Source organism: Mycobacterium sp. AZCC_0083 (assembly GCF_014202335.1).
Lineage (GTDB): Bacteria > Actinomycetota > Actinomycetes > Mycobacteriales > Mycobacteriaceae > Mycobacterium.
In genome coordinates this window covers 13,509-36,683 of the sequence record NZ_JACHGP010000024.1, presented here as the reverse complement: position 1 = coordinate 36,683, position 23,175 = coordinate 13,509, and the positions used below count along the sequence as shown (strand labels likewise).

Annotated in this window: 22 protein-coding genes; 6 read left to right on the top strand and 16 right to left on the bottom strand. The window is 67.8% G+C overall.

Features of this window, described 5'->3' with window-relative positions; all coding sequences use genetic code 11:
* Positions 1-7 precede the first annotated feature (7 nt).
* The 9 genes from rph to clpS form a co-directional block, all read right to left on the bottom strand.
* Positions 8-790, bottom strand: a complete 783-nt coding sequence (gene rph / locus HNP02_RS38030) for a ribonuclease PH (RefSeq protein WP_184445829.1) — start codon at positions 788-790, stop codon at positions 8-10.
* A 27-nt stretch (positions 791-817) separates the two neighbouring features.
* Positions 818-1,591 (bottom strand): cyclic nucleotide-degrading phosphodiesterase, encoded by a 774-nt coding sequence (locus tag HNP02_RS38025; RefSeq protein ID WP_184445828.1) that lies wholly within the window; start codon positions 1,589-1,591, stop codon positions 818-820.
* Between the two features lie 170 nt (positions 1,592-1,761).
* Positions 1,762-2,433 (bottom strand): rhomboid family intramembrane serine protease, encoded by a 672-nt coding sequence (locus HNP02_RS38020; RefSeq protein WP_184445827.1) that lies wholly within the window; start codon positions 2,431-2,433, stop codon positions 1,762-1,764.
* Positions 2,424-3,395, bottom strand: coding sequence for a cysteine synthase (locus tag HNP02_RS38015; RefSeq protein ID WP_184445826.1), 972 nt, complete (start codon positions 3,393-3,395; stop codon positions 2,424-2,426). The genes HNP02_RS38020 and HNP02_RS38015 overlap by 10 nt, the downstream gene beginning before the upstream one ends.
* Before the next feature lie 12 nt (positions 3,396-3,407).
* Positions 3,408-3,680 (bottom strand): MoaD/ThiS family protein, encoded by a 273-nt coding sequence (locus HNP02_RS38010; protein ID WP_184445825.1) that lies wholly within the window; start codon positions 3,678-3,680, stop codon positions 3,408-3,410.
* A gap of 12 nt (positions 3,681-3,692) precedes the next feature.
* Positions 3,693-4,106: a M67 family metallopeptidase gene (locus HNP02_RS38005; RefSeq protein WP_309241844.1), complete on the bottom strand. Its 414-nt coding sequence runs from the start codon at positions 4,104-4,106 to the stop codon at positions 3,693-3,695.
* A gap of 29 nt (positions 4,107-4,135) precedes the next feature.
* A complete protein-coding gene (locus HNP02_RS38000; RefSeq protein WP_184445824.1) occupies positions 4,136-5,173 on the bottom strand; it encodes a P1 family peptidase in 1,038 nt (345 codons plus the stop codon).
* The gene (locus HNP02_RS37995) at positions 5,170-5,751 is read right to left on the bottom strand and encodes a DUF2017 domain-containing protein (RefSeq protein WP_184445823.1); all 582 of its coding nucleotides are present in this window, start codon (positions 5,749-5,751) and stop codon (positions 5,170-5,172) included. The genes HNP02_RS38000 and HNP02_RS37995 overlap by 4 nt, the downstream gene beginning before the upstream one ends.
* A 7-nt stretch (positions 5,752-5,758) precedes the next feature.
* Positions 5,759-6,073, bottom strand: coding sequence for an ATP-dependent Clp protease adapter ClpS (gene clpS, locus HNP02_RS37990; RefSeq protein ID WP_184445822.1), 315 nt, complete (start codon positions 6,071-6,073; stop codon positions 5,759-5,761).
* A 44-nt stretch (positions 6,074-6,117) separates the two neighbouring features.
* Here clpS and HNP02_RS37985 point away from each other — a divergent pair, with 44 nt between their 5' ends.
* The 3 genes from HNP02_RS37985 (at position 6,118) to HNP02_RS37975 (ending at position 10,950) form a co-directional block, all read left to right on the top strand.
* On the top strand, positions 6,118-7,419 hold the full coding sequence (locus tag HNP02_RS37985; RefSeq protein WP_184445821.1) for a nicotinate phosphoribosyltransferase: 1,302 nt from the start codon (positions 6,118-6,120) through the stop codon (positions 7,417-7,419).
* Positions 7,412-9,403 carry an ATP-dependent DNA helicase gene (locus HNP02_RS37980; protein ID WP_309241843.1) on the top strand — a complete coding sequence of 664 codons (1,992 nt, stop codon included), beginning with the start codon at positions 7,412-7,414 and terminating at the stop codon, positions 9,401-9,403. Before HNP02_RS37985 ends, HNP02_RS37980 begins: the two co-directional genes overlap by 8 nt.
* A 110-nt stretch (positions 9,404-9,513) precedes the next feature.
* Positions 9,514-10,950, top strand: a complete 1,437-nt coding sequence (locus HNP02_RS37975) for a neutral zinc metallopeptidase (protein ID WP_184445820.1) — start codon at positions 9,514-9,516, stop codon at positions 10,948-10,950.
* Positions 10,951-11,027: 77 nt separating this feature from the next.
* On the opposite strand, the gene HNP02_RS37970 is transcribed toward HNP02_RS37975, so the two are convergent.
* Both HNP02_RS37970 and glgP read right to left on the bottom strand, forming a co-directional pair.
* A complete protein-coding gene (locus HNP02_RS37970; protein ID WP_255507447.1) occupies positions 11,028-11,813 on the bottom strand; it encodes a virginiamycin B lyase in 786 nt (261 codons plus the stop codon).
* Positions 11,814-11,878: 65 nt separating this feature from the next.
* Positions 11,879-14,473, bottom strand: coding sequence for an alpha-glucan family phosphorylase (gene glgP, locus HNP02_RS37965; protein WP_184445818.1), 2,595 nt, complete (start codon positions 14,471-14,473; stop codon positions 11,879-11,881).
* Between the two features lie 237 nt (positions 14,474-14,710).
* Between glgP and HNP02_RS37960 the strand changes: the two genes are divergently transcribed.
* Positions 14,711-16,801, top strand: a complete 2,091-nt coding sequence (locus HNP02_RS37960) for an alpha-1,4-glucan--maltose-1-phosphate maltosyltransferase (RefSeq protein ID WP_184445817.1) — start codon at positions 14,711-14,713, stop codon at positions 16,799-16,801.
* Positions 16,802-16,805: 4 nt separating this feature from the next.
* Complete coding sequence (glgB, locus tag HNP02_RS37955) at positions 16,806-19,010, top strand: 1,4-alpha-glucan branching protein GlgB (protein WP_184445816.1); 2,205 nt, start codon at positions 16,806-16,808, stop codon at positions 19,008-19,010.
* Here glgB and HNP02_RS37950 read toward each other — a convergent pair.
* The 3 genes from HNP02_RS37950 to HNP02_RS37940 all read right to left on the bottom strand — a co-directional run bounded on the left by HNP02_RS37950 (position 19,007) and on the right by HNP02_RS37940 (position 21,570).
* Entirely contained in the window at positions 19,007-19,897 is an 891-nt protein-coding gene (locus tag HNP02_RS37950; protein WP_184445815.1) for a tetratricopeptide repeat protein, read from the bottom strand. The two genes, glgB and HNP02_RS37950, sit on opposite strands and share 4 nt — an antisense overlap.
* A gap of 13 nt (positions 19,898-19,910) precedes the next feature.
* Positions 19,911-20,273 (bottom strand): DUF3817 domain-containing protein, encoded by a 363-nt coding sequence (locus HNP02_RS37945; protein ID WP_184445814.1) that lies wholly within the window; start codon positions 20,271-20,273, stop codon positions 19,911-19,913.
* A 76-nt stretch (positions 20,274-20,349) separates the two neighbouring features.
* Complete coding sequence (locus HNP02_RS37940; RefSeq protein WP_184445813.1) at positions 20,350-21,570, bottom strand: acetyl-CoA C-acetyltransferase; 1,221 nt, start codon at positions 21,568-21,570, stop codon at positions 20,350-20,352.
* A gap of 84 nt (positions 21,571-21,654) precedes the next feature.
* Here HNP02_RS37940 and mce point away from each other — a divergent pair, with 84 nt between their 5' ends.
* Positions 21,655-22,128, top strand: coding sequence for a methylmalonyl-CoA epimerase (gene mce, locus HNP02_RS37935; protein WP_184445812.1), 474 nt, complete (start codon positions 21,655-21,657; stop codon positions 22,126-22,128).
* Positions 22,129-22,148: 20 nt separating this feature from the next.
* Here the strand turns inward: mce and HNP02_RS37930 are convergent, their stop codons facing one another.
* Both HNP02_RS37930 and nucS read right to left on the bottom strand, forming a co-directional pair.
* Positions 22,149-22,445 (bottom strand): hypothetical protein, encoded by a 297-nt coding sequence (locus HNP02_RS37930; RefSeq protein ID WP_184445811.1) that lies wholly within the window; start codon positions 22,443-22,445, stop codon positions 22,149-22,151.
* A 17-nt stretch (positions 22,446-22,462) separates the two neighbouring features.
* Positions 22,463-23,134, bottom strand: coding sequence for an endonuclease NucS (nucS, locus tag HNP02_RS37925; protein ID WP_184445810.1), 672 nt, complete (start codon positions 23,132-23,134; stop codon positions 22,463-22,465).
* Between the last annotated feature and the right edge of the window lie 41 nt (positions 23,135-23,175).

Here is a 23,175-nt window from a genome sequence, read left to right as displayed (position 1 = left end):
TAACGCGTCAGCTCCCGAACGCCTTCTTGGCCGGCGTGGACGGCTCAGGCAGCACGCCGGGGTACGGCAACGCGAGCGCCGCCTGCTGAATCGCGAACAGTTGCTCGGTGGCGACGAGCGCCAAGTCGAGCATCTTGTCCAGCGTCGAGCGCGGGAACGTCGCGCCCTCACCCGTGCCCTGGATCTCGACCAGAGTGCCGGTGTCGGTGGCGACGACGTTCATGTCCACCTCGGCGCGCGAGTCCTCGGTGTAGGGCAGGTCAACGCGCACCCGGCCGTCGACCACCCCGACGGACACCGCGGCGATCGCGCAGGACAACGGCCGCGGGTCGGACAGCCGGCCCGCGGCGGACAGGTACGCCACCGCGTCGGCCAACGCCACGTAGGCGCCGGTGATCGCGGCGGTGCGGGTGCCACCGTCGGCCTGAAGCACGTCGCAGTCGATCGCGATGGTGTTCTCGCCGAGCGCGCCGAGGTCGATGCACGCTCGCAGTGAGCGGCCGACGAGTCGGCTGATCTCCTGGGTGCGACCGCCGACGCGGCCCTTGACCGACTCGCGGTCCGACCGTTCGTGGGTGGCGGCGGGCAGCATGGCGTACTCGGCAGTGAGCCAGCCCTGGCCGGATCCCTTGCGCCACCGGGGCACGCCCTCGGTGACGCTTGCCGCGCACATCACCCGGGTCTGCCCGAACTCGACCAGCACCGAGCCTGCCGGGTGGGAGGTGAAGCCGCGGGTGATGGTTACCGGGCGCAGCTCGTCGTCGAGGCGGCCGTCTTCTCGTCTGGACACGCAGCAACCCTATCGGGCGGCTATGACTCAGTGATGGGTGACGTCGAACGTCTCGTCGCACACGACCGCGTGCACCGGACCGTCGAACTCGGCCTTGGCCTCGCTGATCACGTCCTCACGGGACGTCCACGGCGGAATGTGGGTCAGCAGCAGTTCACGCACACCGGCGTTCCTCGCCGCCATGCCCGCCTCGGTGCCGGACAGGTGAAGTTTCGGCGGACGGTCGGGCGCGTGGGTCCAGGACGCCTCGCACAGGAACACGTCGGCGCCACGCGCGAGTTCGACCAGCGCGTCGCAGTACCCGGTGTCACCGCTGTAGACGAACGTCGCACCGGACGGGTCGGTGAACCGCATGCCGTAGGACTCCGTCGGATGGCACACCAGACGGGGCACCACCGAAAGCGACCCGATGTTGACCGGCTGGTTGTCGACCCAGTTGTGGATCTCGAAGACGTCGGAGAAGTCGTCGATCTCGCGGCCCTCTGGTGAGGACGCCGCACCCAACCGTGCCCAGGTGTTGGCTGGCCCGTACATCAAGGCGCGGCCCTCTGGCGGATTGGGGTGGTAGCGGCGCCAGACGAACAGGCCGGGGAGATCGAGGCAATGATCGGCGTGCAGGTGCGAGAGGAGCACGCTCACGGTGCCGGGATCGGCGTGGCGTTGCAGCGCGCCCAGCACGCCGCCGCCGAAGTCGATCACCAGCGGTGGCGTATCGGGTGCGCTAACCAAATATCCCGAAGCCGGCGAATCTGGCCCGACGACACTGCCGGAGCAACCCAGTACGGTGATTCGCACGCTCACTAGCTTGCCATGCCCGATCTTGCTTTCGCGAAAACATCACGGCATTGAGCGATGAGTTTCATTCTTGCTACACGATGTGATGTCTCACGGGGTTCGACGGCCGCAGCGGCGTCACACCCGAATCGCCGGGAATGTGGCGAACGACTCATCCCAGCAAAGGGCTGCGCGGGTCAGTAGGACAGCTGCGGCGCTGTCCCGGACTTGCGCTTCTCCCGGGCCTTGCGCTCAGGCCCGGACAGCAGGTACGCGGCGAATACGCCCGCAATGCCGCCACACAGGTGGCCCTGCCACGACACCCCGAAGGTGCCAGGTAGCGCGCCGAGCAGAACTCCGCCGTAGATGAACAGGACGACGATGCCGACGATGATCTGCCACGCCTTTCGGGTGAAGAACCCGAACACGATGAGGAAGGTCAGCCAGCCGAAGATCAGCCCGGAGGCGCCGATGTGGTTGGTCTCCACGCCGGGCGGGGCGCCGATGTTGCCGATCAGCCAGGTACCGAAGCCGCCCAAGATCCAGACGATCGCGGTCGCGTAGATGAACCGGGACATTCCGGCCAGCGTGACGAGGAAGCCGAGCACCAGGGCAGGCCCAGTGTTGGCGATGAGGTGTTCCCAGTTGGCGTGCAGCAGTGGCGCCCAGATGATGCCCCACAGCCCGTCGGATTCCAGTGGTCGGATGCCGTCGGCGTTGAGCTCCTGGTGGTTGACCGCATCCCACGCCTCGATGACGTAGAGCAGCGCCACAAAGCTGACGACGGTGGCCCCGCCGATGACCCAGGCGGGGCGCTCCTTCTTCTGCGGCGCGGGTGTGTAACCGGCAGTGCCGCCGCTCATGCCCATAGCTGCCCTTCCAATGCGTCCTCTGCATCATCAAGGCTACCGGCGTATGCGCCGGTCGACAGATACTTCCAACCGGCGTCGGCCACCACGAACGCGATATCGGCGCGCTCGCCTGCCTTGCGTGCCTTGGCCGCCATGCCAAGCGCCGCGTGCAGGATGGCGCCGGTCGAGATGCCTGCGAAGATGCCCTCGACCTGGACCAGTTCGCGGGTGCGTTTGACGGCGTCGAACGAGCCGACGGAGAAGCGCGCGGTGAGCACGTCGGGGTGGTAGAGCTCGGGGATGAAGCCCTCGTCGATGTTGCGCAGCGCGTAGACGCCCTCGCCGTAGCGTGGCTCGGCGGCGACGATCTGAACGCCGGGTACCTGCTCGCGCAGGAACCGCCCGGTGCCCATCAGCGTGCCGGTCGTGCCCAGACCCGCGACGAAGTGCGTGATCTCCGGCAGGTCGGCGAGGATCTCCGGACCGGTGCCGTAGTAGTGCGCGTCGGCGTTGGCCGGGTTGCCGTACTGGTAGAGCATCACCCACTCGGGGTGCTCGTCGGCCAGCTGCTTGGCCGTGGCCACCGCGGTGTTCGAGCCGCCCTCGGCGGGCGAGTAGATGATCTTCGCGCCGTAGAGCTCCAACAGCTGACGACGCTCGATCGACGTGTTCTCCGGCATCACGCAGATCATTCGATAACCCTTGATCAGCGCGGCCATCGCCATGGAGATGCCGGTGTTGCCACTCGTCGGCTCCATGATCGTCGCGCCCGGCCGCAGCAGCCCGTCACGCTCGGCCTGTTCGATCATCCGCAACGCGGGCCGGTCCTTGATGGAGCCGGTCGGGTTGCGGTCCTCGAGCTTGGCCCACAGCCGAACGTGTGGGACGTCGGTCCCGTCGTCCCACTGCGGTGAAAGCGTGCGCAACCCGACGAGCGGGGTGTTGCCGAGCGCCTCGAGCAGTGAGTCAAACCTTGTCATGCGGGGCCAGCCCTACCCGCCGGCGACGGCGGGCAGGATCGTCACCGAGTCGCCGTCGGAGATTTCGGTGGCCAGCCCGCCGGAGAACCGCACGTCCTCGTCGTTGACGTAGATGTTGACGAACCGGTGCAGCTTGTCGCCGTCCACGATCCGCTCGGTGATCCCCGAGTAGTTGGCTTCGAGATCGGTGATGACCGCCTGCAGCGTGTCACCGGTGGCGTTGACCCGCTTCTCCCCTCCGGTGTGGGTGCGCAGGATGGTCGGGATGGAAACGATGACGGTCATGGGCTGGTCCTTCTAGTAGGCAGAGACGATGTTGACGGGTTCTTCGGTGACGACGCCGTCGAGGATGCGGTAGCTGCGCAGCTCGTGCTCTCGTGCGTCGCGGGTGGAGATCAGGACGTAGTGGGCGTCGGGCTCCGAGGCATAGGAGATGTCGGTGCGGCTCGGGTACGCCTCGGTGGCGGTGTGCGAGTGGTAGATGACGACGGGCGTCTCGTCGGCCTCGTCCATCGCGCGCCACACCTTGAGCTGTTCGCCCGAGTCGAACCGGTAGAACGTCGGCGACCGCTCGGCGTTGTCCATCTTGATGAATCGCTCAGGACGGTCGGAACCCTCCGGTCCCGCGATCACACCGCACGCCTCGTCGGGATGGTCGGCGCGCGCGTGGGTGACCATGGCGTCGACCAGATCGCTGCGAATCACCAGCACGGTCCGTTCCCTCCTAGTCGCAGAACGCACTACTGTCCATGGTCGCTGAACGCTCCCGGCAACATGCCACGGTAGGTCGGTATTCCAGCGACCGACTCGGCGGCCAGCACTCCGGCCAGGACCGCTCGGGCCAGGCAGTCCGCAGCTGCGGCACCGACGACCGTCGTCAACTTCGTCTCCGGCGACATCGCAGCGGGGGTATCGCCGGCAGGTTCGACCTCGATGGCACCGGTCGCCAACGCGAACACGGAGTCACCGTCCAACGGGGTGTGCGAAGGGCGGATGGTGCGGGCAAGGCCGTCCTGGGCGGCCACCGCGACGCGCCGGCACGCGGCCGGGCTCAGCAGCGCGTCCGTGGCGACGACGGCGATCGTCGTGTTCAACGGCGACAGTTCGGTGACGCGGTCGGCGAAGGCGCTGATCTGATCGGCAGGCGGCGCGACGAGGTTCAGCTCGGCGATGTGCTCGGCCATCCACGGCAGCCCGGTCGCCGGGTCGGCGACGTTGCCCGCCGCATTGACCGCGACGATGGCGCCGACCGTCACGCCGATGTCGTCGAGCCGAATCGATGCCGTGCCGATGCCGCCCTTGAGCGCGCCCGCACGTGCACCGACGCCAGCGCCGACGGTGCCGGTCGCCACGTCGACGCCTGCGGCCTCGGCGGCCGCGTAGCCGAACTCGGCGGTCGGGCGGCACTGCCAGCCGCCGACGGGGAGGTCGAAGATCACCGCGGACGGCACGATCGGCACGACGCCGCCGTCCATCACCACGCCGCGGTCGTGCTGTTCGAGCCAGGTCATGACGCCATCGGCGGCGGCCAACCCGTACGCGCTGCCACCGGTGAGCACGACGGCGTCGACGTAGCGCACGCTGTTGGCCGGGTCCAGCAGGTCCGTCTCACGGGTGCCAGGCGCTCCCCCGCGGACGTCGACGGCGCCGACGGTTCCCGGTGGAGTCAGTACGACGGTGGTCCCGGACGCCCAGCCAGTCCCGAGCGTGGCGTCGTCGTCGAGCCGGTGGTGGTGCCCGACGAGGATGCCCGACACGTCGGTGATGGAGCCGGTCACGAGCGGCTGTTCAGGCCAAGGACGAGGTACTCCTGCAGCACGGTCAGCCACTGATACACGTCGAGATGCCCGGCCATCGGATGCTCGGGCGGAAGCCGGTCTGGGCCATCGGGACCGATGTCGAGCATGGTGCCCAAGGCAAGTCGCACGTCGTTGACGGCGGCCGCCCAGCAGTGCCCGTCCTCCTCGGTGATCTCGAACTTGCCGCCCTTCGGCGGGACGGTGTCCAGCAGCCGGTGTGCCGCTTGACGTTTGGCGTCGATGATGTCGGGCTCGTGCAGGCCGCGCAGTGCACTGTTGAGGCTCTCCGCGGCGGCTGAACCGGCCGGATGTTCGGTCTGGGGTTTGTAGAAGTCGGGCAGCAGCCGCTTCATCGTGTCGTCCTCTGGCGGCGTGGAGTGACCCGTCCGCATGCCGGTGATTTCCGCGAGTTCATCTCTTGGCGAGGTTGATTCGCGGCCATCGAGCATGTCCACCAATGACTTCACCAGGCTCTGCAGCAGCGCCGACTCATGCGCAGCCAACGACGAACGCAGGCGCGTTCCTTCCGCGGTGTCCACCCGCTTCCACTTGCGCACGTACGCCTCAGCGGTCCTGCTGCATCGTGGCCCACAGCCCTGCGGCGTGCAGTTTGGAGACGTCGACCTCCATCGACTCACGACTGCCCGCAGACACGACGGCCTTGCCCTCCTCGTGCACCTGCATCATCAATTTGGTGGCGTGCGGTTCGCTGTAGCCGAAGAGCTTCTGGAAGACGTAGGTGACGTATGACATGAGGTTCACGGGGTCGTCCCAGACGAGCGTCACCCACGGGCTGTCGGTGGCCGCCTCCTCGCCCGAAGACGGATCGACGCTCGTTTCCTCGCTCGTCCCCGGACGTGTCTTCGCCGGCGTAACCATGTCGCCAAGAATAGCGGGGCGCCAAACCCGATACGGTTGGGCGTGTGACCGTGGCGTTGCTCACCGACAAGTACGAACTGACGATGCTTGCCGCCGCGCTGCACGACGGCACCGCGGAGCGTCGCACCACCTTCGAATTGTTCGCCCGCCGACTGCCGGAGGGCCGCCGCTACGGAGTGGTCGCGGGCACAGCCCGGTTCGTGGAATCCTTGCCGCAGTTCACGTTCGACGACGACGCGCTTGGCATGGTCGCGGAGTTCCTCGACCCGGCGACCCTGGCCTACCTGGCGAGTTACCGGTTCAGTGGCGACGTCGACGGCTACCCAGAGGGTGAGCTGTACTTCGCAGGCTCCCCCGTGCTGTCGGTGCACGGCACCTTCGCCGAGTGCGTAATCCTCGAGACGCTGGCCCTGTCGATCTTCAACCATGACTCGGCGATCGCTTCGGCGGCCGCCAGGATGGTCAGCGCAGCCGAGGGGCGACAGCTGATCGAGATGGGCTCGCGTCGCACCCACGAACAGGCCGCCGTCGCCGCTGCGCGGGCCGCCTACCTGGCCGGGTTCACCGGAACCTCGAACCTCGCCGCACAGCGCCGCTACGGCGTGCCGACGACGGGCACCAGCGCCCACGCGTTCACGCTTCTGCACGCCACCGGGGACGGCCCCGACGAGCTGGCGGCGTTCCGGTCGCAGGTCGCGGCGCTCGGCGTCGGCACAACGCTGCTCGTCGACACCTACGACATCACCGCGGGGGTGGCCAACGCCGTCGCTGCCGCAGGTCCAGACCTCGGCGCCGTCCGCATCGACTCCGGTGATCTCGGCGTGCTCGTTCGACAAGTCCGCGCCCAACTCGACGGCCTCGGCGCCACCGGGACGAAGATCGTCGTGTCGAGCGACCTCGACGAGTTCGCCATCGCCGCCCTTCGCGCCGAGCCCGTCGACAGCTTCGGGGTGGGCACGTCGCTGGTCACCGGGTCCGGCGCCCCCACCGCGGGCATGGTCTACAAACTGGTCGAGGTGGATGGCGTCCCCGTGGAGAAACGCAGCAGTCACAAGGAATCCCACGGCGGCCGCAAACAGGCCCACCGGTTGGCCAAGCCGTCGGGCACCATCGTCGAAGAGGTCGTGCATCCGGCCGGTGAGCCGCCCGCCGCGGAGGGTGACCTCGTCGCCCGGCCGCTGGCCGTGCCGCTGGTCCAGCAAGGCGAACCCGTCGCCGATCTCGTCCTGGCCGACGCCCGCGAGCGCGTTGGCGCTGGGCTGCACAGCCTGCCCTGGCACGGGCTGAAGCTCTCCCGCGGCGAGCCGGCCATCCCGACCCGCATGGTCCCGCTGCGCCGTGGCTGACCCTCCCGCCCGCACCACCGCCCTGCTGGCCGCCGCCGTCGCCGCGCTGGGTGGTACCGAGCGCAGCGGCCAGATCGAGATGGCCGAAGCGGTCGAGCGCGCCTTCGACAGCGGCGAACACCTCGCCGTGCAGGCGGGCACCGGTACTGGCAAGTCGCTGGCCTACCTGGTGCCTGCCATCGCGAAGGCCATCGAAGCCAATGAACCGGTGGTGGTCTCGACGGCGACGATCGCGCTTCAGCGTCAACTCGTCGACCGCGACTTGCCGCGCCTTGCGGACGCGTTGACCGCCGAGCTGCCCCGCAGGCCGGTCTTCGCTCTGCTCAAGGGTCGCGGAAACTATCTGTGCCTGAACAAGATTCACAACGGGTCGGCCGAGTCAAGCGAGGACCGGCCGCAGGAGGAACTGTTCGACGCGGTCGCGACGACGGCCCTCGGCCGCGACGTCAAGCGGCTCACCGAATGGTCGTCGGACACCGAGACGGGTGACCGCGACGACGTCGTCCCCGGCGTGCAGGACCGGTCATGGGGCCAGGTCAGCGTCTCGGCACGTGAGTGCATCGGCGCCACGCGCTGCACGTTCGGCACCGACTGCTTCGCCGAGAAGGCCCGTGCCAAGGCCGGCTCGGCCGACGTCGTGGTGACCAATCACGCACTGCTCGCCATCGACGCCATCGCCGAGGCCAACGTGCTCCCCGAGCACGACCTGCTCATCGTCGACGAGGCGCACGAACTCGTCGACCGGGTGACGAGCGTGGCGACCGCGGAGCTGTCGGCGACCGCACTCGGGGTCGCCCAGCGGCGAGCCGGGCGGCTGGTGGAACCCGAACTCGCGCAACGCTTCGAGGCCGCGTCGGCGACGTTCTCCTCGGCCATCCACGACGCTGAACCCGGACGTATGGACCGCCTCGACGACGAGATGGCCACCTACCTGACGGCGCTGCGCGACGCCGCCGACAAGGTCCGCTCCGCCATCGACACCGCGCCCGGCGACCCCAAGGCCGCGGCGGCCCGCAACGAAGCGGTGACGACGCTGACCGACATCAGCGACACCGCATCGCGCATCCTGGTGTCGTTCGGGCCTGCCATCCCCGACCGCACCGACGTGGTGTGGTTGGACCACGAGGAGGCGCGGGGCGCCAGCACCTCGATGCGGGCCATTCTCCGAGTTGCACCGCTGTCGGTGGCGAACCTGTTGCGCGGCAGGATCTTCGACCAGTCGACGGTGATCCTGACCTCGGCCACCCTGACCGTCGGCGGCACGTTCGACGCGATGGCACGGTCCTGGGGACTCAGCGGCGACGACGAGGACCCCGGCTGGCGAGGCATCGACGTCGGGTCTCCCTTCGCGCACGCCAAGTCCGGCATCCTCTACGTCGCCGCGCACCTGCCTCCGCCTGGCCGCGACGGCGCGGGGTCCGCCGAACAACTCGATGAGATCGAGGGCCTGATCACCGCGGCGGGCGGGCGCACGCTTGGCCTGTTCTCGTCGATGCGCGCGGCCAAGGCCGCCACCGAGGCGATGCGTGGTCGGCTCGACACCCCGGTGCTGTGCCAGGGCGAGGACACCACGATGGCCTTGGTCCGCCGGTTCGCCGAGGACGAGGAGACCTCGCTGTTCGGCACGCTGTCGCTGTGGCAGGGCGTCGACGTGCCAGGCCCGTCGCTGTCACTGGTGCTGATCGACCGCATCCCGTTCCCCCGGCCCGACGATCCACTGATCACGGCGCGGCAGCGCGCCATCGCCGCACATGGTGGCAACGGGTTCATGGCCGTCGCGGCCAGCCACGCCGCGCTTCTGCTCGCCCAGGGCGCGGGCCGGCTGCTACGCGGCGTCGACGACAGGGGCGTCGTCGCCGTGCTCGACTCGCGGATGGCGACGGCGCGGTACGCAGGATTCCTGCGGGCGTCGCTGCCGCCGTTCTGGTCCACGACCGACTCCGAGCGGGTCAGGGCCGCGCTGGAGCGCCTCAGATCAACCTGAGTTGGCAGCTCACGGCCATTTCGAGTCGGTGCCGCACTGCGTTCACTATCCTGACAGCGAACTTTCAGCGCGCGCCGCCCCGGCCGCCGGACGACATGAAAGGCGGCGGCATGAGCCGACGGCACCTCGCAGGCGTCGCCATCGCCGCGTGCACGGTCCTGCTCGTCGCGTCCTGCTCGACGACGCTGCAAGGCAAGCCGGTCTCGGTGTTCAGCGACCCGTTCAGCGTCGCAGGGATGCCTGCCACCGACGGCCCCACCGGCTTGCGTGACGACGCCGCCGAGCCGTCGCGCGTCGTGATCGGCACCGACAACGGCCGCATCGACGAACTCGGTCGCCAAGCGGTCAGCGACATCGAGGAGTTCTGGCAGCAAGCCTTCCCAGGCACGTTCGACGGCGAGTTCACCCCCGTCAAGCAGGTCATCTCCTGGGACTCCGACGGATTGGACGGAGAATTCTGCGGCGATGCCACCTACGGCCTGGTCAACGCCGGCTACTGCTTCGACGACAACACCATCGGATGGGACCGCGGCCAGCTGCTGCCCGCACTGCGCAAGGCCAACGGCGACATGGCCGTCACGATGGTGCTCGCGCACGAGTACGGGCACTCGGTGCAACACCAGGCCGGCCTGGTCAAGCCGCGAACCCCGACGCTGGTGTCCGAACAGCAGGCCGACTGCTTGGCAGGGGTCTACATGCGCTGGGTCGCCGAGGGGCACTCGCCGCGGTTCACGCTGAACACCGGCGACGGGCTCAACAATCTGCTGGCCGCGATGATCGCCTTCCGCGATCCACTGCTCAACCAATCCGACCCCGAGGTCGGCGAGGACGAACACGGCTCGGCGTTCGAGCGGGTGTCGGCGTTCCAGTTCGGCTTCTCCGACGGCGCGGCGTCCTGCGCGGCGATCGACACCAAGGAGATCGAGCAGCGCCGCGGCGATCTGCCCGTGCTGCTGCCCGACGACCAGACCGGCGAGCTGCCCGTCACCGAACAGTCGGTGCGCTCCATCCTCGAGGCGATGGGCATCCTGTTCACGCCTGCCAAACCTCCCGCGCTGACGTTCGAATCGCAGGACTGCGCAGACGCCAGGGTCACCCCGCCGGTCGCCTACTGCCCATCGAGCAACACAATCATCGTCGACCTGCCCGAGCTGGCGAAGGTGGGCACAGCGGGAGAGGGTGGCGACGGCGGCGGCCTCGTCACCGGCGACAACACCGCATATTCGATCCTGGTGTCGCGCTACATGCAGGCCCTTCAGCGCGAGCACGGCGGTGTCGCGCTCGACAACGCCGAGGCCGCGCTGCGCACCGCCTGCCTCACCGGCGTGGCCACGGTGAAGATGACGCACGAGGTGACCACCCCCGACGGCAACACCATCGCGCTGACCGCAGGCGACGTCGACGAGGCCGTCTCGGGCATTCTGGTCAACGGCCTGGTCGCCAGCGACGTCAACGGCGAATCGGTGCCGTCCGGGTTCTCCCGCATCGACGCCTTCCGCGTCGGCGTGCTCGGCGATGAAGCGCGCTGCTTCAAGCGCTTCAACTAGGCCCCTCCTCCCCCGCGGTTTCGGCGCTCGCGGACGGTCAGCGTCCGGAATCGCGCCGAAATCGCAAGGGGGGTGGGTCAGTTGGTGGGGAGCCGCCACACGTAACCGGCCTCGAGCGCCACCCACAGCGCACCGTCGCGCCCGATGGCCATGCCGTGCGGCTCGCTGCCCGACGGCAGGTCGATCGAGACGACGACCTCACCGTCGGCGCTCACCTTGACTACCTGGTCGGAACCCCACAGGCTCACCCAGACCCCACCCATCGGATCGGCGACAACCGCGTGCGGCTTGCCGGGTAGGTCGAGTTCCTGGATCGCGTCGTCCGTCGGGATGCGGCCGAGCTTGTCGGCGCGGATCGCGGCGAACCACACCGCGTCGTCGTGCGTCGCGGCGATGCCGACGGGTCCGGCAGCGGGCGTCGGCACCGCCCGAATCGTCAGGTCGCCCGACGGCACCAATCGCCCAATTGCGTTGGCCGCGTTGAGCGTGAACCACAGGGCGCCATCGGGTCCCGCGGTGATCATCGACGGCATGCCGCCAGGAGCGGCGACGTCGGTGATCTCGCCGTCGAGGCTGATCCGACCCACCACGCCCGAGGACATCGCAGTGAACCACAACGCCCCATCCGGGCCCGCTGCGAGACCGAACGGCGCACTGCCGCTTGTCAATTCGAATGCGCTCAACTCACCGCCGGTGGTAATCCGGCCGATGCGGTCGTCGCCGCTGCGGGTGAACCACAGCGCGCCGTCGGCGCCGGCCACGATGATGGACGGCTTGCTTTCCGGCGCAACCAGATACACCTCTAGCGCACCGCCGTCGGTCACGCGGGCGATCTCGCCGCTATGCACCAGCGTCACCCACATCGCACCGTCGGAACCAGCGGCCAGCGCGTATGGCCCACCCGGAATGGGGACCTCCAGAATGCCGCTCACGCCAGGGTGACGAGGCCCAGTTCGGTGTCGGCGGCCAGCAACGGGTGGTGCGGCAGGACCCGGACCGTGTAGCCCACCGGCCCGGCGACCGGCAGTGGCGTCGTCGTCGTGAACACCTCGTTGCCTCCGTCGGCCGTCCCGGTGTGCGCCATCGACACGGTCTCCGGTTCCACCAGCACGTCCCCGGCGTCCACCCGTCCGACGACGGCCTCCACCACCACCTCGTCGGGGCGCAGCCCGGCCAACTGCACCGTCGCGGTCAGAGTGAGTTCCGAGCCGAGCAGCGGCGTATCCGGCAGCCCATAGCTGTCCACGTCGGTGATCTGGATCTTCGGCCAGGCGTCCTCCGCCCGCTGACGGTAGGCGGCGAGCTGCCTGGCCGCGCCGAACGGCACGCCGTCTTTCGCTTCGATGGTCCTGTGCAGCGACTGGGCGGCAGGCGCGTAGTACTTCTCGGTGTAATCGCGCACCATCCGCGACGCCAGCACCTTGGGTCCGAGCACCTGCAGCGTGTGCCTCACCATCTCGACCCAGCGGGCCGGGATGCCCTGCTCGTTGCGGTCGTAGAACGTCGTGGTCACCGAGTTCTCCAGCAGGTCGTACAACGCGGCGGCTTCCAGGTCGTCGCGGCGGGTCTCGTCGATCACCCCGTCGGCGGTCGGGATCTCCCAGCCGTTCTCGCCGTCGTACCACTCGTCCCACCAGCCGTCGCGAATCGACAGGTTCAGCCCGCCGTTGAGCGCGCTCTTCATGCCCGACGTGCCGCACGCCTCCAGCGGGCGCAGCGGGTTGTTCAGCCAGACGTCACAACCCCAATAGAGGAGCCGGGCCATCGACATGTCGTAGTCGGGCAGGAACGCGATGCGGTGGCGCACCTCGGGCCGGTCGGCGAACTTCACGACCTGCTGGATCAGCGCCTTGCCGCCATCGTCGGCGGGGTGCGACTTGCCCGCCACGATGAGCTGAAGGGGACGCTTCTCGTCGAGCAGCAGCTTCTCCAGCCGGTCGGGGTCGCGCAGCATCAGGGTCAGCCGCTTGTACGTCGGGACGCGCCTTGCGAATCCGATGGTGAGTACGTTCGGGTCGAATGCCGTTGCAATCCAGCCCAACTCGGCATCCGACGCGCCGCGCTCCAGCCACGACCGGCGCAGCCTGGCCCGCACGTCGTCGACGAGCAGCTCGCGCAGCTGCGAGCGGATCCACCACAGGTGACCGGGATCGACCTGCTGAAGCCGCTCCCAGGTTTCGGGCTCGCTCAGCGAACCGAGGTCGTCGCTGCCGAGCAGTTCGCGACCGAGCTCCAGCCATTGCGGCGCAGCCCACGTCGGTGCGTGCACGCCGTTGGTGATCGAGCCGATCGGCACCTCGGCGGTGTCGAAACCTGGCCACAGTTCGTTGAACATCCCTCGACTGACCCGGCCGTGCAGCAGCGACACCCCGTTCGCGCGCTGCGCCAACCGCAGGCCCATGTACGCCATGTTGAACTTGGACGGATCGTCCTCGGCGCCGAACGCGACGATGCGATCCAGCGGCACGCCGGGAAGCAACCGGGAATTCGCCCCAGAGCTGCCGAAGTAGTGCTCGACCATCTCCACCGGGAATCGGTCGATGCCTGCGGGCACGGGCGTGTGGGTGGTGAACACCGTGCTCGACCGCACCACCGCCAGCGCGGTGTCGAAGTCGAGACCACCGTCGGTGACGAGTTCGCGGATGCGCTCGACGCCGAGGAAACCGGCGTGGCCCTCGTTCATGTGGAAGACCTGCGGCTCCGGCAACTCTTCGACGGCGGTGAACGCGCGGATCGCCCGCACCCCCCCGATGCCTGCGAGGATCTCCTGCTTGATCCGGTGCTCCTGGTCGCCGCCGTAGAGCCGGTCGGTGACGCCGCGCAAATCGTGCTCGGTCTCCGGGATGTCGGAGTCCAGCAGCAGCAACGGAATTCGACCGACTTGGGCAACCCACACCCGCGCGTTGAGCTGGGCCGAGTCCGGCATCGCCAGTGAGACCAGAACCGGCTCGCCCGCGGCGTCGGTGAGCAGCCGCAGCGGCAGACCCTGCGGGTCGAGTGACGGGTAGTTCTCGTGTTGCCAGCCCTCGGCGGTCAGCGATTGGCGAAAGTAACCCGACCGGTAGTACAACCCAACGGCGATGAGCGGCAACCCCAGGTCCGACGCCGACTTCAGGTGGTCACCTGCAAGGATGCCGAGGCCACCGGAGTAGTTCGGCAACACCTCGGCGACGCCGAACTCCATGGAGAAGTAGGCGATGCCGTTGGGCAGCTCGACGCCTGCGGCGACCCGCTCCTGATACCACATCGGTCGGGTCAGGTAGTTGTCCAACTCGCCGGCTAGATGGTCCAGCCGGGCCAGGAAGGATTCGTCGACCGCCAGCTCGTCAAGACGCTTGGGGCTGACTGCGCCGAGCAGCGCCACCGGGTCGCCAACCTGGTCCCACAGTTCCTGATCCACCGTGGCGAACAAGTGTTGGGTGGGCGTATCCCACGACCACCGCAGGTTTATCGACAGTCTCTCCAGCGCAGCGAGACGCTCGGGCAGATGAGTGCGGACGGTGAACCGGCGGAGGGCTTTCACGTGGCTCCACCTTACTGAAAAATCCAGGGTGTGCAGGCGAGCGTGGGGCGAAGAGCAGATGTGCGGCGATGAGCGCTTGCGCGAAGAGCAGATGTGCGGGGGTCACTGTGATCACTGCATCGGGGCCCATGGGGTTGAGCCGGACACTACGGTGGGTATAGGACGCGACGAGGCTTTGAAACTAATCGGACGACAAGCGCGCGGCGGTGTGGCCGCGCCAGCGTAAGGAGTTGGGTGGTGGCCGGTCGTATCGAGATCGACGACGTCGCACCAGTGGTTTCGGGCGGCCGTTTCCCGGCCAAGGCCGTGACCGGCGAAGTGGTTCCGGTCAAGGCGACGGTGTGGCGCGAGGGCCACGACGCCGTCGCGGCGACGCTCGTCGTCAGGTACCACGGCACCGCGTATCCGCGGCTGGCAAAGACGCCCGCCGGCGTCCCTGCCCCACAGGTGACGGCGGTCCCGATCGAGGAGGTCGTTGGGGCGACTCCGAAGGTCAAGCCACAACTGTTGGCGATGTCACCCGGTCGCACCCCCGACGTCTTCCACGGCCAATTCACCCCCGACGCCGTCGGATTGTGGACGTTCCGGGTGGACGGCTGGGGCAACCCGCTCGCGACGTGGCGGAAGAACGTCACGGCCAAGCTCGAAGCGGGCCAAGGCGAGTCGGAACTGTCCAACGATCTGATTCTCGGTGCGCAACTACTCGAGCGCGCCTCGACGGGCGTGCCGCGCCAGGACCGCTATCCGCTGATCGAGGCGGCGGCCAGACTGCGCGAACCTGGCGACCCGTTCGCCCGCGCAGGTGCCGCGCTCGCACCCGAGGTCACCGAGCTGCTGCGCAAGTACCCGTTGCGCGAACTCGTCACCCGCGGTGAGCAGTACGGCGTCTGGGTCGACCGCCCGCTGGCCCGTTTCAGCGCCTGGTACGAGATGTTCCCCCGCTCCACCGGCGGGTGGGACGGCAAGGGCAATCCCGTTCACGGGACGTTCGCCACCGCCAGCAAGGCGCTGTCCCGGATCGCGAAGATGGGCTTCGACATCGTCTACCTGCCGCCGATCCACCCGATCGGCAAGGTGCACCGCAAGGGGCGCAACAACAGCGTGACTGCGGCCCCGAAGGACGTCGGGTCGCCGTGGGCGATCGGCAGTGACAAGGGCGGTCACGACGCCGTACACCCGAAGCTCGGCACCATCGAGGACTTCGACGACTTCGTGGCCGCGGCGCGCGACCAGGGTCTCGAAGTCGCGCTCGACTTCGCGCTGCAGTGCGCTCCTGACCATCCGTGGGCGAAGGCCCATCCGGAGTGGTTCACGGTGCTGCCCGACGGCACCATCGCCTACGCCGAGAACCCGCCGAAGAAGTATCAGGACATCTATCCGGTCAACTTCGACAACGATCCGGCGGGCATCTACGCCGAGGTGCTGCGCGTCGTCCGGTTCTGGATATCGCACGGGGTCAAGGTGTTCCGGGTCGACAACCCGCACACGAAACCGCCCAACTTCTGGGCATGGCTCATCGGCGAGGCCAAGAACGACGATCCCGACGTCCTGTTCCTGGCAGAGGCGTTCACCCGCCCTGCGCGACTGTTCGGGTTGGCCAAACTCGGCTTCACGCAGTCGTACACGTACTTCACCTGGCGTACGGCGAAGTGGGAGTTGCAGGAGTTCGGCGAATCCATCGCCGAGCACGCGGACTACTCACGACAGAGCCTGTGGGTGAACACGCCGGACATCCTGCACGAGAGCCTGCAGCACGGCGGCCCGGGGATGTTCGCGATCCGCGCGGCGATGGCGTCGACCATGAGCCCGACCTGGGGCGTCTACTCCGGCTACGAACTGTTCGAGCACCAATCCGTCCGCGCGGGCAGCGAGGAGTACTTGGACTCGGAGAAGTATCAGTTGCGTCCCCGCGACTTCGAGGCCGCCCTGGCCAACGGTGACTCGTTGGAGCCGTTCTTGCAGCGGCTCAACGAGATTCGCCACCTCCATCCCGCGTTGAGCCAACTTCGCACCATCAAGTTCCACCCCATCGACAATGACGCGCTGCTGGCCTACAGCAAGTTCGACCCGGTCACCGGCGACTGTGTCCTGGTGGTGGTGACGCTCAACGCATTTGGCCCGGAGGAGGCCACCATCTGGCTCGACATGGGCGCCCTCGGGATGGAGGCCTACGACCGGTTCTGGGTGCGCGACGAGGTCACCGGTGACGAATACCAGTGGGGCCAGGCGAATTACGTACGAATCGACCCCGCAAAGTCCGTCGCCCACATCCTGAACATGCCGCAAATTCCGAGCGAGAAGCGGCTCAACCTGCTGCGGAGGGAATGAACACATGACCCGCGCCAACGACATCGCCAGCGACCACCTTCGACCGGACAACGGCGACCTCGGCCGTCTGCTGTCCGGGGAGCACCACGACCCGCACTCGATCCTGGGCGCACACGAATACGGCGACCACACGGTGATCCGGGCCCTGCGGCCGTGGGCCAGCGAGGTCGTCGCGTTGATCGGCGACGAGCGCTTTCCGTTCGCCCACGTCGAAAAGGGACTGTTCGCCGTCGCGGTGCCGTTCACCGGCTTGATCGACTACCGGATCGAAGTCAGCTATCCCGGCGGCGACTCCCCCGTCGTACATACCGCGGCGGACCCGTACCGCTTCCTGCCCACGCTCGGCGAGGTGGACCTGCATCTGTTCGCCGAGGGCCGCCACGAGCGGCTGTGGGAGATCCTCGGCGCGCACCCGCGCAGCTTCACCACCCCCGACGGCGTCGTGGATGGGGTGTCGTTCGCCGTGTGGGCGCCGAATGCCAAGGGCGTCAGTTTGGTCGGCGAGTTCAACCACTGGGAGGGCGACGAGGCGCCGCTGCGGGTGCTGGGCTCCACGGGGGTTTGGGAGCTGTTCTGGCCAGGCTTCCCCGTCGACGGTCTGTACAAGTTCCGGGTGCACGGCATCGACGGATCCGTCGTCACCCGCGCCGACCCGATGGCGTTCGCCACCGAGGTGCCACCGCAGACGGCGTCGCGGGTGACGTCCAGCGATTACGCCTGGGCCGACGGCGACTGGATGGGCGGCCGCGCGCTGAGGAACCCGGTGTTCGAGCCGATGAGCACCTACGAGGTGCACCTGATGTCGTGGCGCCCCGGCCTGAACTATCGCCAGCTGGCTGGCGAGCTCACCGAATACGTGGTGTCGCAAGGGTTCACCCACGTCGAACTACTGCCCGTCGCCGAGCACCCGTTCGGCCCGTCGTGGGGCTACCAGGTCACGTCGTACTACGCGCCGACGTCGCGATTGGGATCTCCCGACGATTTCCGCTACCTCGTCGACCGGCTGCATCAGGCCGGCATCGGCGTGATCGTCGACTGGGTGCCCGCCCACTTCCCGAAGGACTCCTGGGCGCTCGGCCGGTTCGACGGCACGCCCCTCTACGAGCACTCCGACCCCACACGGGGTGAGCAACTCGACTGGGGCACCTACGTTTTCGACTTCGGCCGGCCAGAGGTGCGCAACTTCCTGGTGGCCAACGCGCTGTACTGGCTGCAGGAGTACCACATCGACGGCCTGCGCGTGGACGCCGTCGCATCGATGCTGTACCTCGACTACTCGCGCCCGGCGGGCGGTTGGACGCCCAACATCTACGGCGGGCGGGAGAACCTGGAGGCGGTCCAGTTCCTGCAGGAGATGAACGCCACCGTGCACAAGATCGCACCCGGCATCGTCACCATCGCCGAGGAATCCACATCGTGGCCCGGCGTGACCCGTCCGACGAACCTTGGCGGACTTGGCTTCTCGATGAAGTGGAACATGGGCTGGATGAACGACACGCTGGCGTTCATCAGCCGCGACCCGATCCACCGCAGCTATCACCACCACGAGGTCACGTTCTCGATGCTCTACGCATTCAGCGAGAACTTCGTGCTGCCGATCAGCCACGACGAGGTGGTGCACGGCAAGGGCACGCTGTGGGGCCGGATGCCGGGCAATGACCACGTCAAGGCGGCGGGGCTGCGCGGGCTGCTGGCATATCAGTGGGCCCACCCCGGTAAGCAGCTGCTGTTCATGGGCCAGGAGTTCGGCCAGCGTGCCGAGTGGTCCGAGGAGCGGGGCCTTGACTGGTTCCAGCTCGGCGAGGAGAGCTTCTCGACCGGAATTCAGCGGATGGTGTCCGACATGAACGGCGTCTACCGCAGCCGGCGGGCGCTGTGGTCGCGCGATAGCAGCCCCGACGGCTACTCCTGGATCGACGCCAACGACTCGGCCAACAACGTGCTGAGCTTCCTGCGGTACGGCGACGACGGCTCGGTGCTGGCCTGCGTCTTCAACTTCTCCGGCAGCGAGCACACCCGCTACCAGCTCGGCCTGCCACACACCGGCACGTGGCGCGAGGTGCTCAACACCGATGCGACGGTCTACAACGGTGCGGGCGTTGGCAATTACGGTGCCGTCGAGGCCCGAGACGAGCCGTGGCACGGCAGGCCGGCATCCGCCGTGATGGTGCTGCCCCCGATGGCCGCGCTCTGGTTCGAGCCCGCCTAGTACAGCGCGTTGGCGAGGTTCCTGCGGCCCGCGATGACCTGAGGATCGGCGGGATCGAACAGGTCGAACAACTCGATCAGCCGCGTCCGCACGGCCGTGCGCTCGTCGCCCGCGGTGCGCTTCACCAAGGCGATCAACCGCTCGAAAGCCGCAATGACGTCCTGCTGCAAGATCTCCACGTCCGCCGCGGCGAGGGCTGCGTCGATGTCATCGGGTGCGGCATCGGCAGCCGCCAACGCGTCGGGGCGCTGCGCGGTCGCGCGCTGCAGGAAGGCGATCTGGCGGACCGCGCCCTTGGCCTCGGCATGGTTGGGCTTGGCGTCGAGGATCGCCTGATACGCCGCGAGCGCGGCGTCGAAGTCGCCGCCGTCGAGATGGTCACGCGCCTGCACGAGTTCGGGATCGACCTCCTCGGCGTCCTCTGCCCCGGCTTCGAGCTTGCCCGCGGTCGCATCGAGCAGCGAGTCGATCCAGCGCCGCAACTGCTCGGGGGGCTGTGCCCCCTGGAAGCTCGACAGCGGCTGACCACCTGCGAGGGCGATCACGGTCGGGACGGCCTGCACGCCGAACATCTGCCCGACCCGCGGGACGGCGTCGACGTTGACCGTTGCGAGCGCCCACTTGCCGCCGTCCGCGTCCGCCAGTCCGGAAAGGAGCTGCCCTAGTTGGGCACTGGCCTCGCTACGCGGCGACCACAGCAACACCACGACCGGAACCTGGCTGGACCGGACGATTACCTCGGCTTCGATGTTCGCTTCGGTAATCTCCACGCCGCCGGGCGCACCGCCTGCCGGTTCAGCGCCGGCGCTGGGCGGGGGTTGTTTGAGAGCCGACAGGTCGACCGCGCCGGCCAAGCCGGCGCCCATGGAAGGTCGTGGACGCGTCACGCCCTCAAGTCTGTCACGTCGTGCCGGACGCCGATGTTGCCGGTGCGGCCACCGTTCCGGCACCCACGCGACCGGTGCGATCCACCCATATGAGGAAGATCACACTGGCCAGCGGCACGATGCTCGCCAGCAAAGCCAGGAACCACGTCGAGACCGTCCACTTGTACGCCATTCCGACCAAGAGTGCGACGACCACGAAAGCGATGAAGACCAGCCCGTGGGCCATGCCGAACACCTTCACGCCGATCTCCGTGCGCGGGCTGCCCAGGTACTTGAAGTACATCCCGACCAGCAGCCCGACCCAAGTGACTGCTTCGGCCAGCGCGACGAGCCGGAACCACCCGGCGACGTTTCGACCAGAAAAAGTGCTTGTCATGGCGCCATTGTGCCCGAAGCGAGCGTCAGCTACTACGCTGCGTCGTTTTAGACGGAGTTTTGGGTGGTAGTTGTCGTTACGGCCGGCGAAGAATCAGCGCGTCACCCTGGCCACCTGCGCCGCAGAGCGCCGCGACCGCGTAGCGAGGCCCTTCCTTCTTCCCGTCGCTTCGCTCGCCCAGGCGTGCCAGCTCAAGGGCCGCATGCAGGGTGATTCGCGCGCCCGACATGCCGATCGGATGGCCGATCGCGATGGCACCGCCATCGACGTTCACCTTCGCCGGGTCGAGGCCCAGCTCCTTGGTCGACGCCAGAGCGACGGCCGAGAACGCCTCGTTGATCTCGACGACGTCGAGCTGATCGATCGAGATGCCCTCCTTGGCGATCGCCTTCTTGATGGCGTTCGCCGGCTGGCTCTGCAGCGTCGAATCCGGGCCCGCGACCACGCCGTGCGCACCGATCTCGACGAGCCAGCTAAGTCCCAGCTCTTCGGCCTTGGCCTTGTTCATCACCACGACAGCGCACGCACCATCGGAGATCTGCGACGCCGAGCCTGCCGTGATGGTGCCGTCCTTGCGGAAGGCCCGCTTGAGCCCGCCCAGTGACTCAGCCGTGGTGTTGGCGCGAATGCCCTCGTCCTCGGTGAACTCGATCGGGTCACCCTTGCGCTGCGGGATCTTCACCGGCACAACCTCATCGGTGTAGACGCCGTCCTTCCACGCCGCGGCGGCCCGCTGGTGCGACAGCGCAGCGAACTCGTCCTGCTCGAGCCTGGTGAACTGGTCGACGTCGTTGCGCTGCTCGGTGAGCGCCCCCATCGGCTGATCGGTGAAGACGTCGAACAGGCCGTCGTAGGCCATGTGGTCGAGCACCGTGACGTCGCCGTAGTTGTAACCCGACCGGCTGTCCATCAGCAGGTGCGGGGCCTTGGTCATCGACTCCTGGCCACCCGCGACCACCACGTCGAACTCACCCGCGCGGATCAGCTGATCGGCCAGCGCGATGGCGTCGATGCCGGACAGGCACATCTTGTTGATGGTCAGCGCGGGCACGTCCCAGCCGATGCCTGCGGACACCGCGGCCTGGCGGGCGGGCATCTGCCCCGCGCCCGCGGTCAGCACCTGGCCCATGATCACGTACTCGATAAGGGAAGCCGGAGACTCAACATTCGGGAAGGCCTTCTCCAGTGCCCCCGCGATCGCGATGGCACCCAGATCACTGCCGGAGAAGTCCTTCAGCGAACCCATCAGCTTGCCGACGGGGGTACGGGCTCCGGCAACTATCACCGACGTCGTCATTTATTGCCTCCAAAGGCTTCTCGGCGGGCCGGTGTGGCCCATCACACATTCCGAAAACGTTCTAGTAAAGGTTACCGTTACGTTATGACGGCCGAGCAGGTTGATGCACGTCCAGTGCTTGCCAGTGCACTGGTGACCGGTGTCGATCACGTCGGCATCGCAGTCCCCGACCTCGATGTCGCGATCAAGTGGTATCACGACTTCCTCGGCATGATAGTTCTGCACGAAGAGGTCAACGAGGACCAGGGCATCCGCGAGGCCATGCTGGCCGTCCGCGGCGCACCCAAGGGCAGCGCTCAGGTTCAGCTGATGGCTGCGCTCGACGAAACCTCGACCATCGCCAAGTTCATCGACAAGCGCGGTCCAGGGATTCAGCAGCTCGCTTACCGGGTTAGCGATCTCGACGCGCTGTCGCAGCGGCTTCGCGATCAGGGCGTGCGGTTGCTGTACGACGCACCTCGTCGGGGCACGGCAAACTCCCGGATCAACTTCATCCACCCCAAGGATGCGGGTGGCGTGCTCGTCGAGCTGGTCGAGCCAGCCACAGACGAGCACTAGCAGAGCACTGAGTTCTCAGCTCAGGACCACTTCCTCGTCGGACTGCGGTCGGTCCGCTTGGCCCAGCATGGCGTTTGCCAGTGCCTGCGGTCCTCGAGCGCGGCCTCCCCAATCTCGGCCCTCCACACCACCACGTGAGCCGTGCTCGGCCTGATCTCGTGGTCACACCCCGGACAGCGGTAGGCCTTGGTCGCCCGCGCCGCCGCGACGGGCTTGACCTCGTAGTCGTACCCATCGGGCCCCTCCTCGACGCGGCGCTGCGCAGGGAGCGGCGTTAGCGAGCGTTGCCTGCGGGGCGGGACGCGGCGACTGGCCATGCCACCATTCTAGGCCGTCAGAACAGTCGGAATTCGCTACTGTCCATGCCGCGCATGACGTCGTAATCCAATGTCACACAACGAATTCCGCGATCGACCGCAAGCGTCCGTGCTTGCGGCTTGATCTGCTGCGCGGCGAACACCCCACTCACCGGCGCCAGCACGGTGTCCCGGTTGAGCAGGTCGAGGTAGCGGGTGAGTTGCTCGACGCCGTCGATCTCGCCGCGGCGCTTGATCTCGACGGCCACCGACTGCCCCAACTCGTCGCGGCACATCAGGTCAACCGGGCCGATCGCGGTCATGTACTCACGACGGACCAGCGTGTAGCCGACGCCCAGCAGTTCGACGTGCTCGGCCAGCAATTTCTGCAGGTGCGCCTCGACCCCGTCCTTGACCAGACCGGGATCCACGCCCAACTCGTGAGTGGAGTCGTGCTCGACGTCTTCCACGGTGATGCGCAGTTGCTCCCCCGCCTTGTTCTCCACCACCCAGACCAGCGCGCCCTCACCGTCCTCCTCGGTAACCCAGCACGGCGGGCTCATCCAGTTCAACGGCTTGTAGGCGCGGTCGTCGGCATGCACGCTGACCGAGCCGTCGGACTTGAACAGAAGCAGCCTCCGGGCCGAAGGGAGGTGGGCGGTGAGCCGCCCGACATAGTCAACGGTGCACTGGGCGATCACGAGACGCACGCGAACAACCTTAGGTGCAGGGACCGGCAAATTAAGCTGGG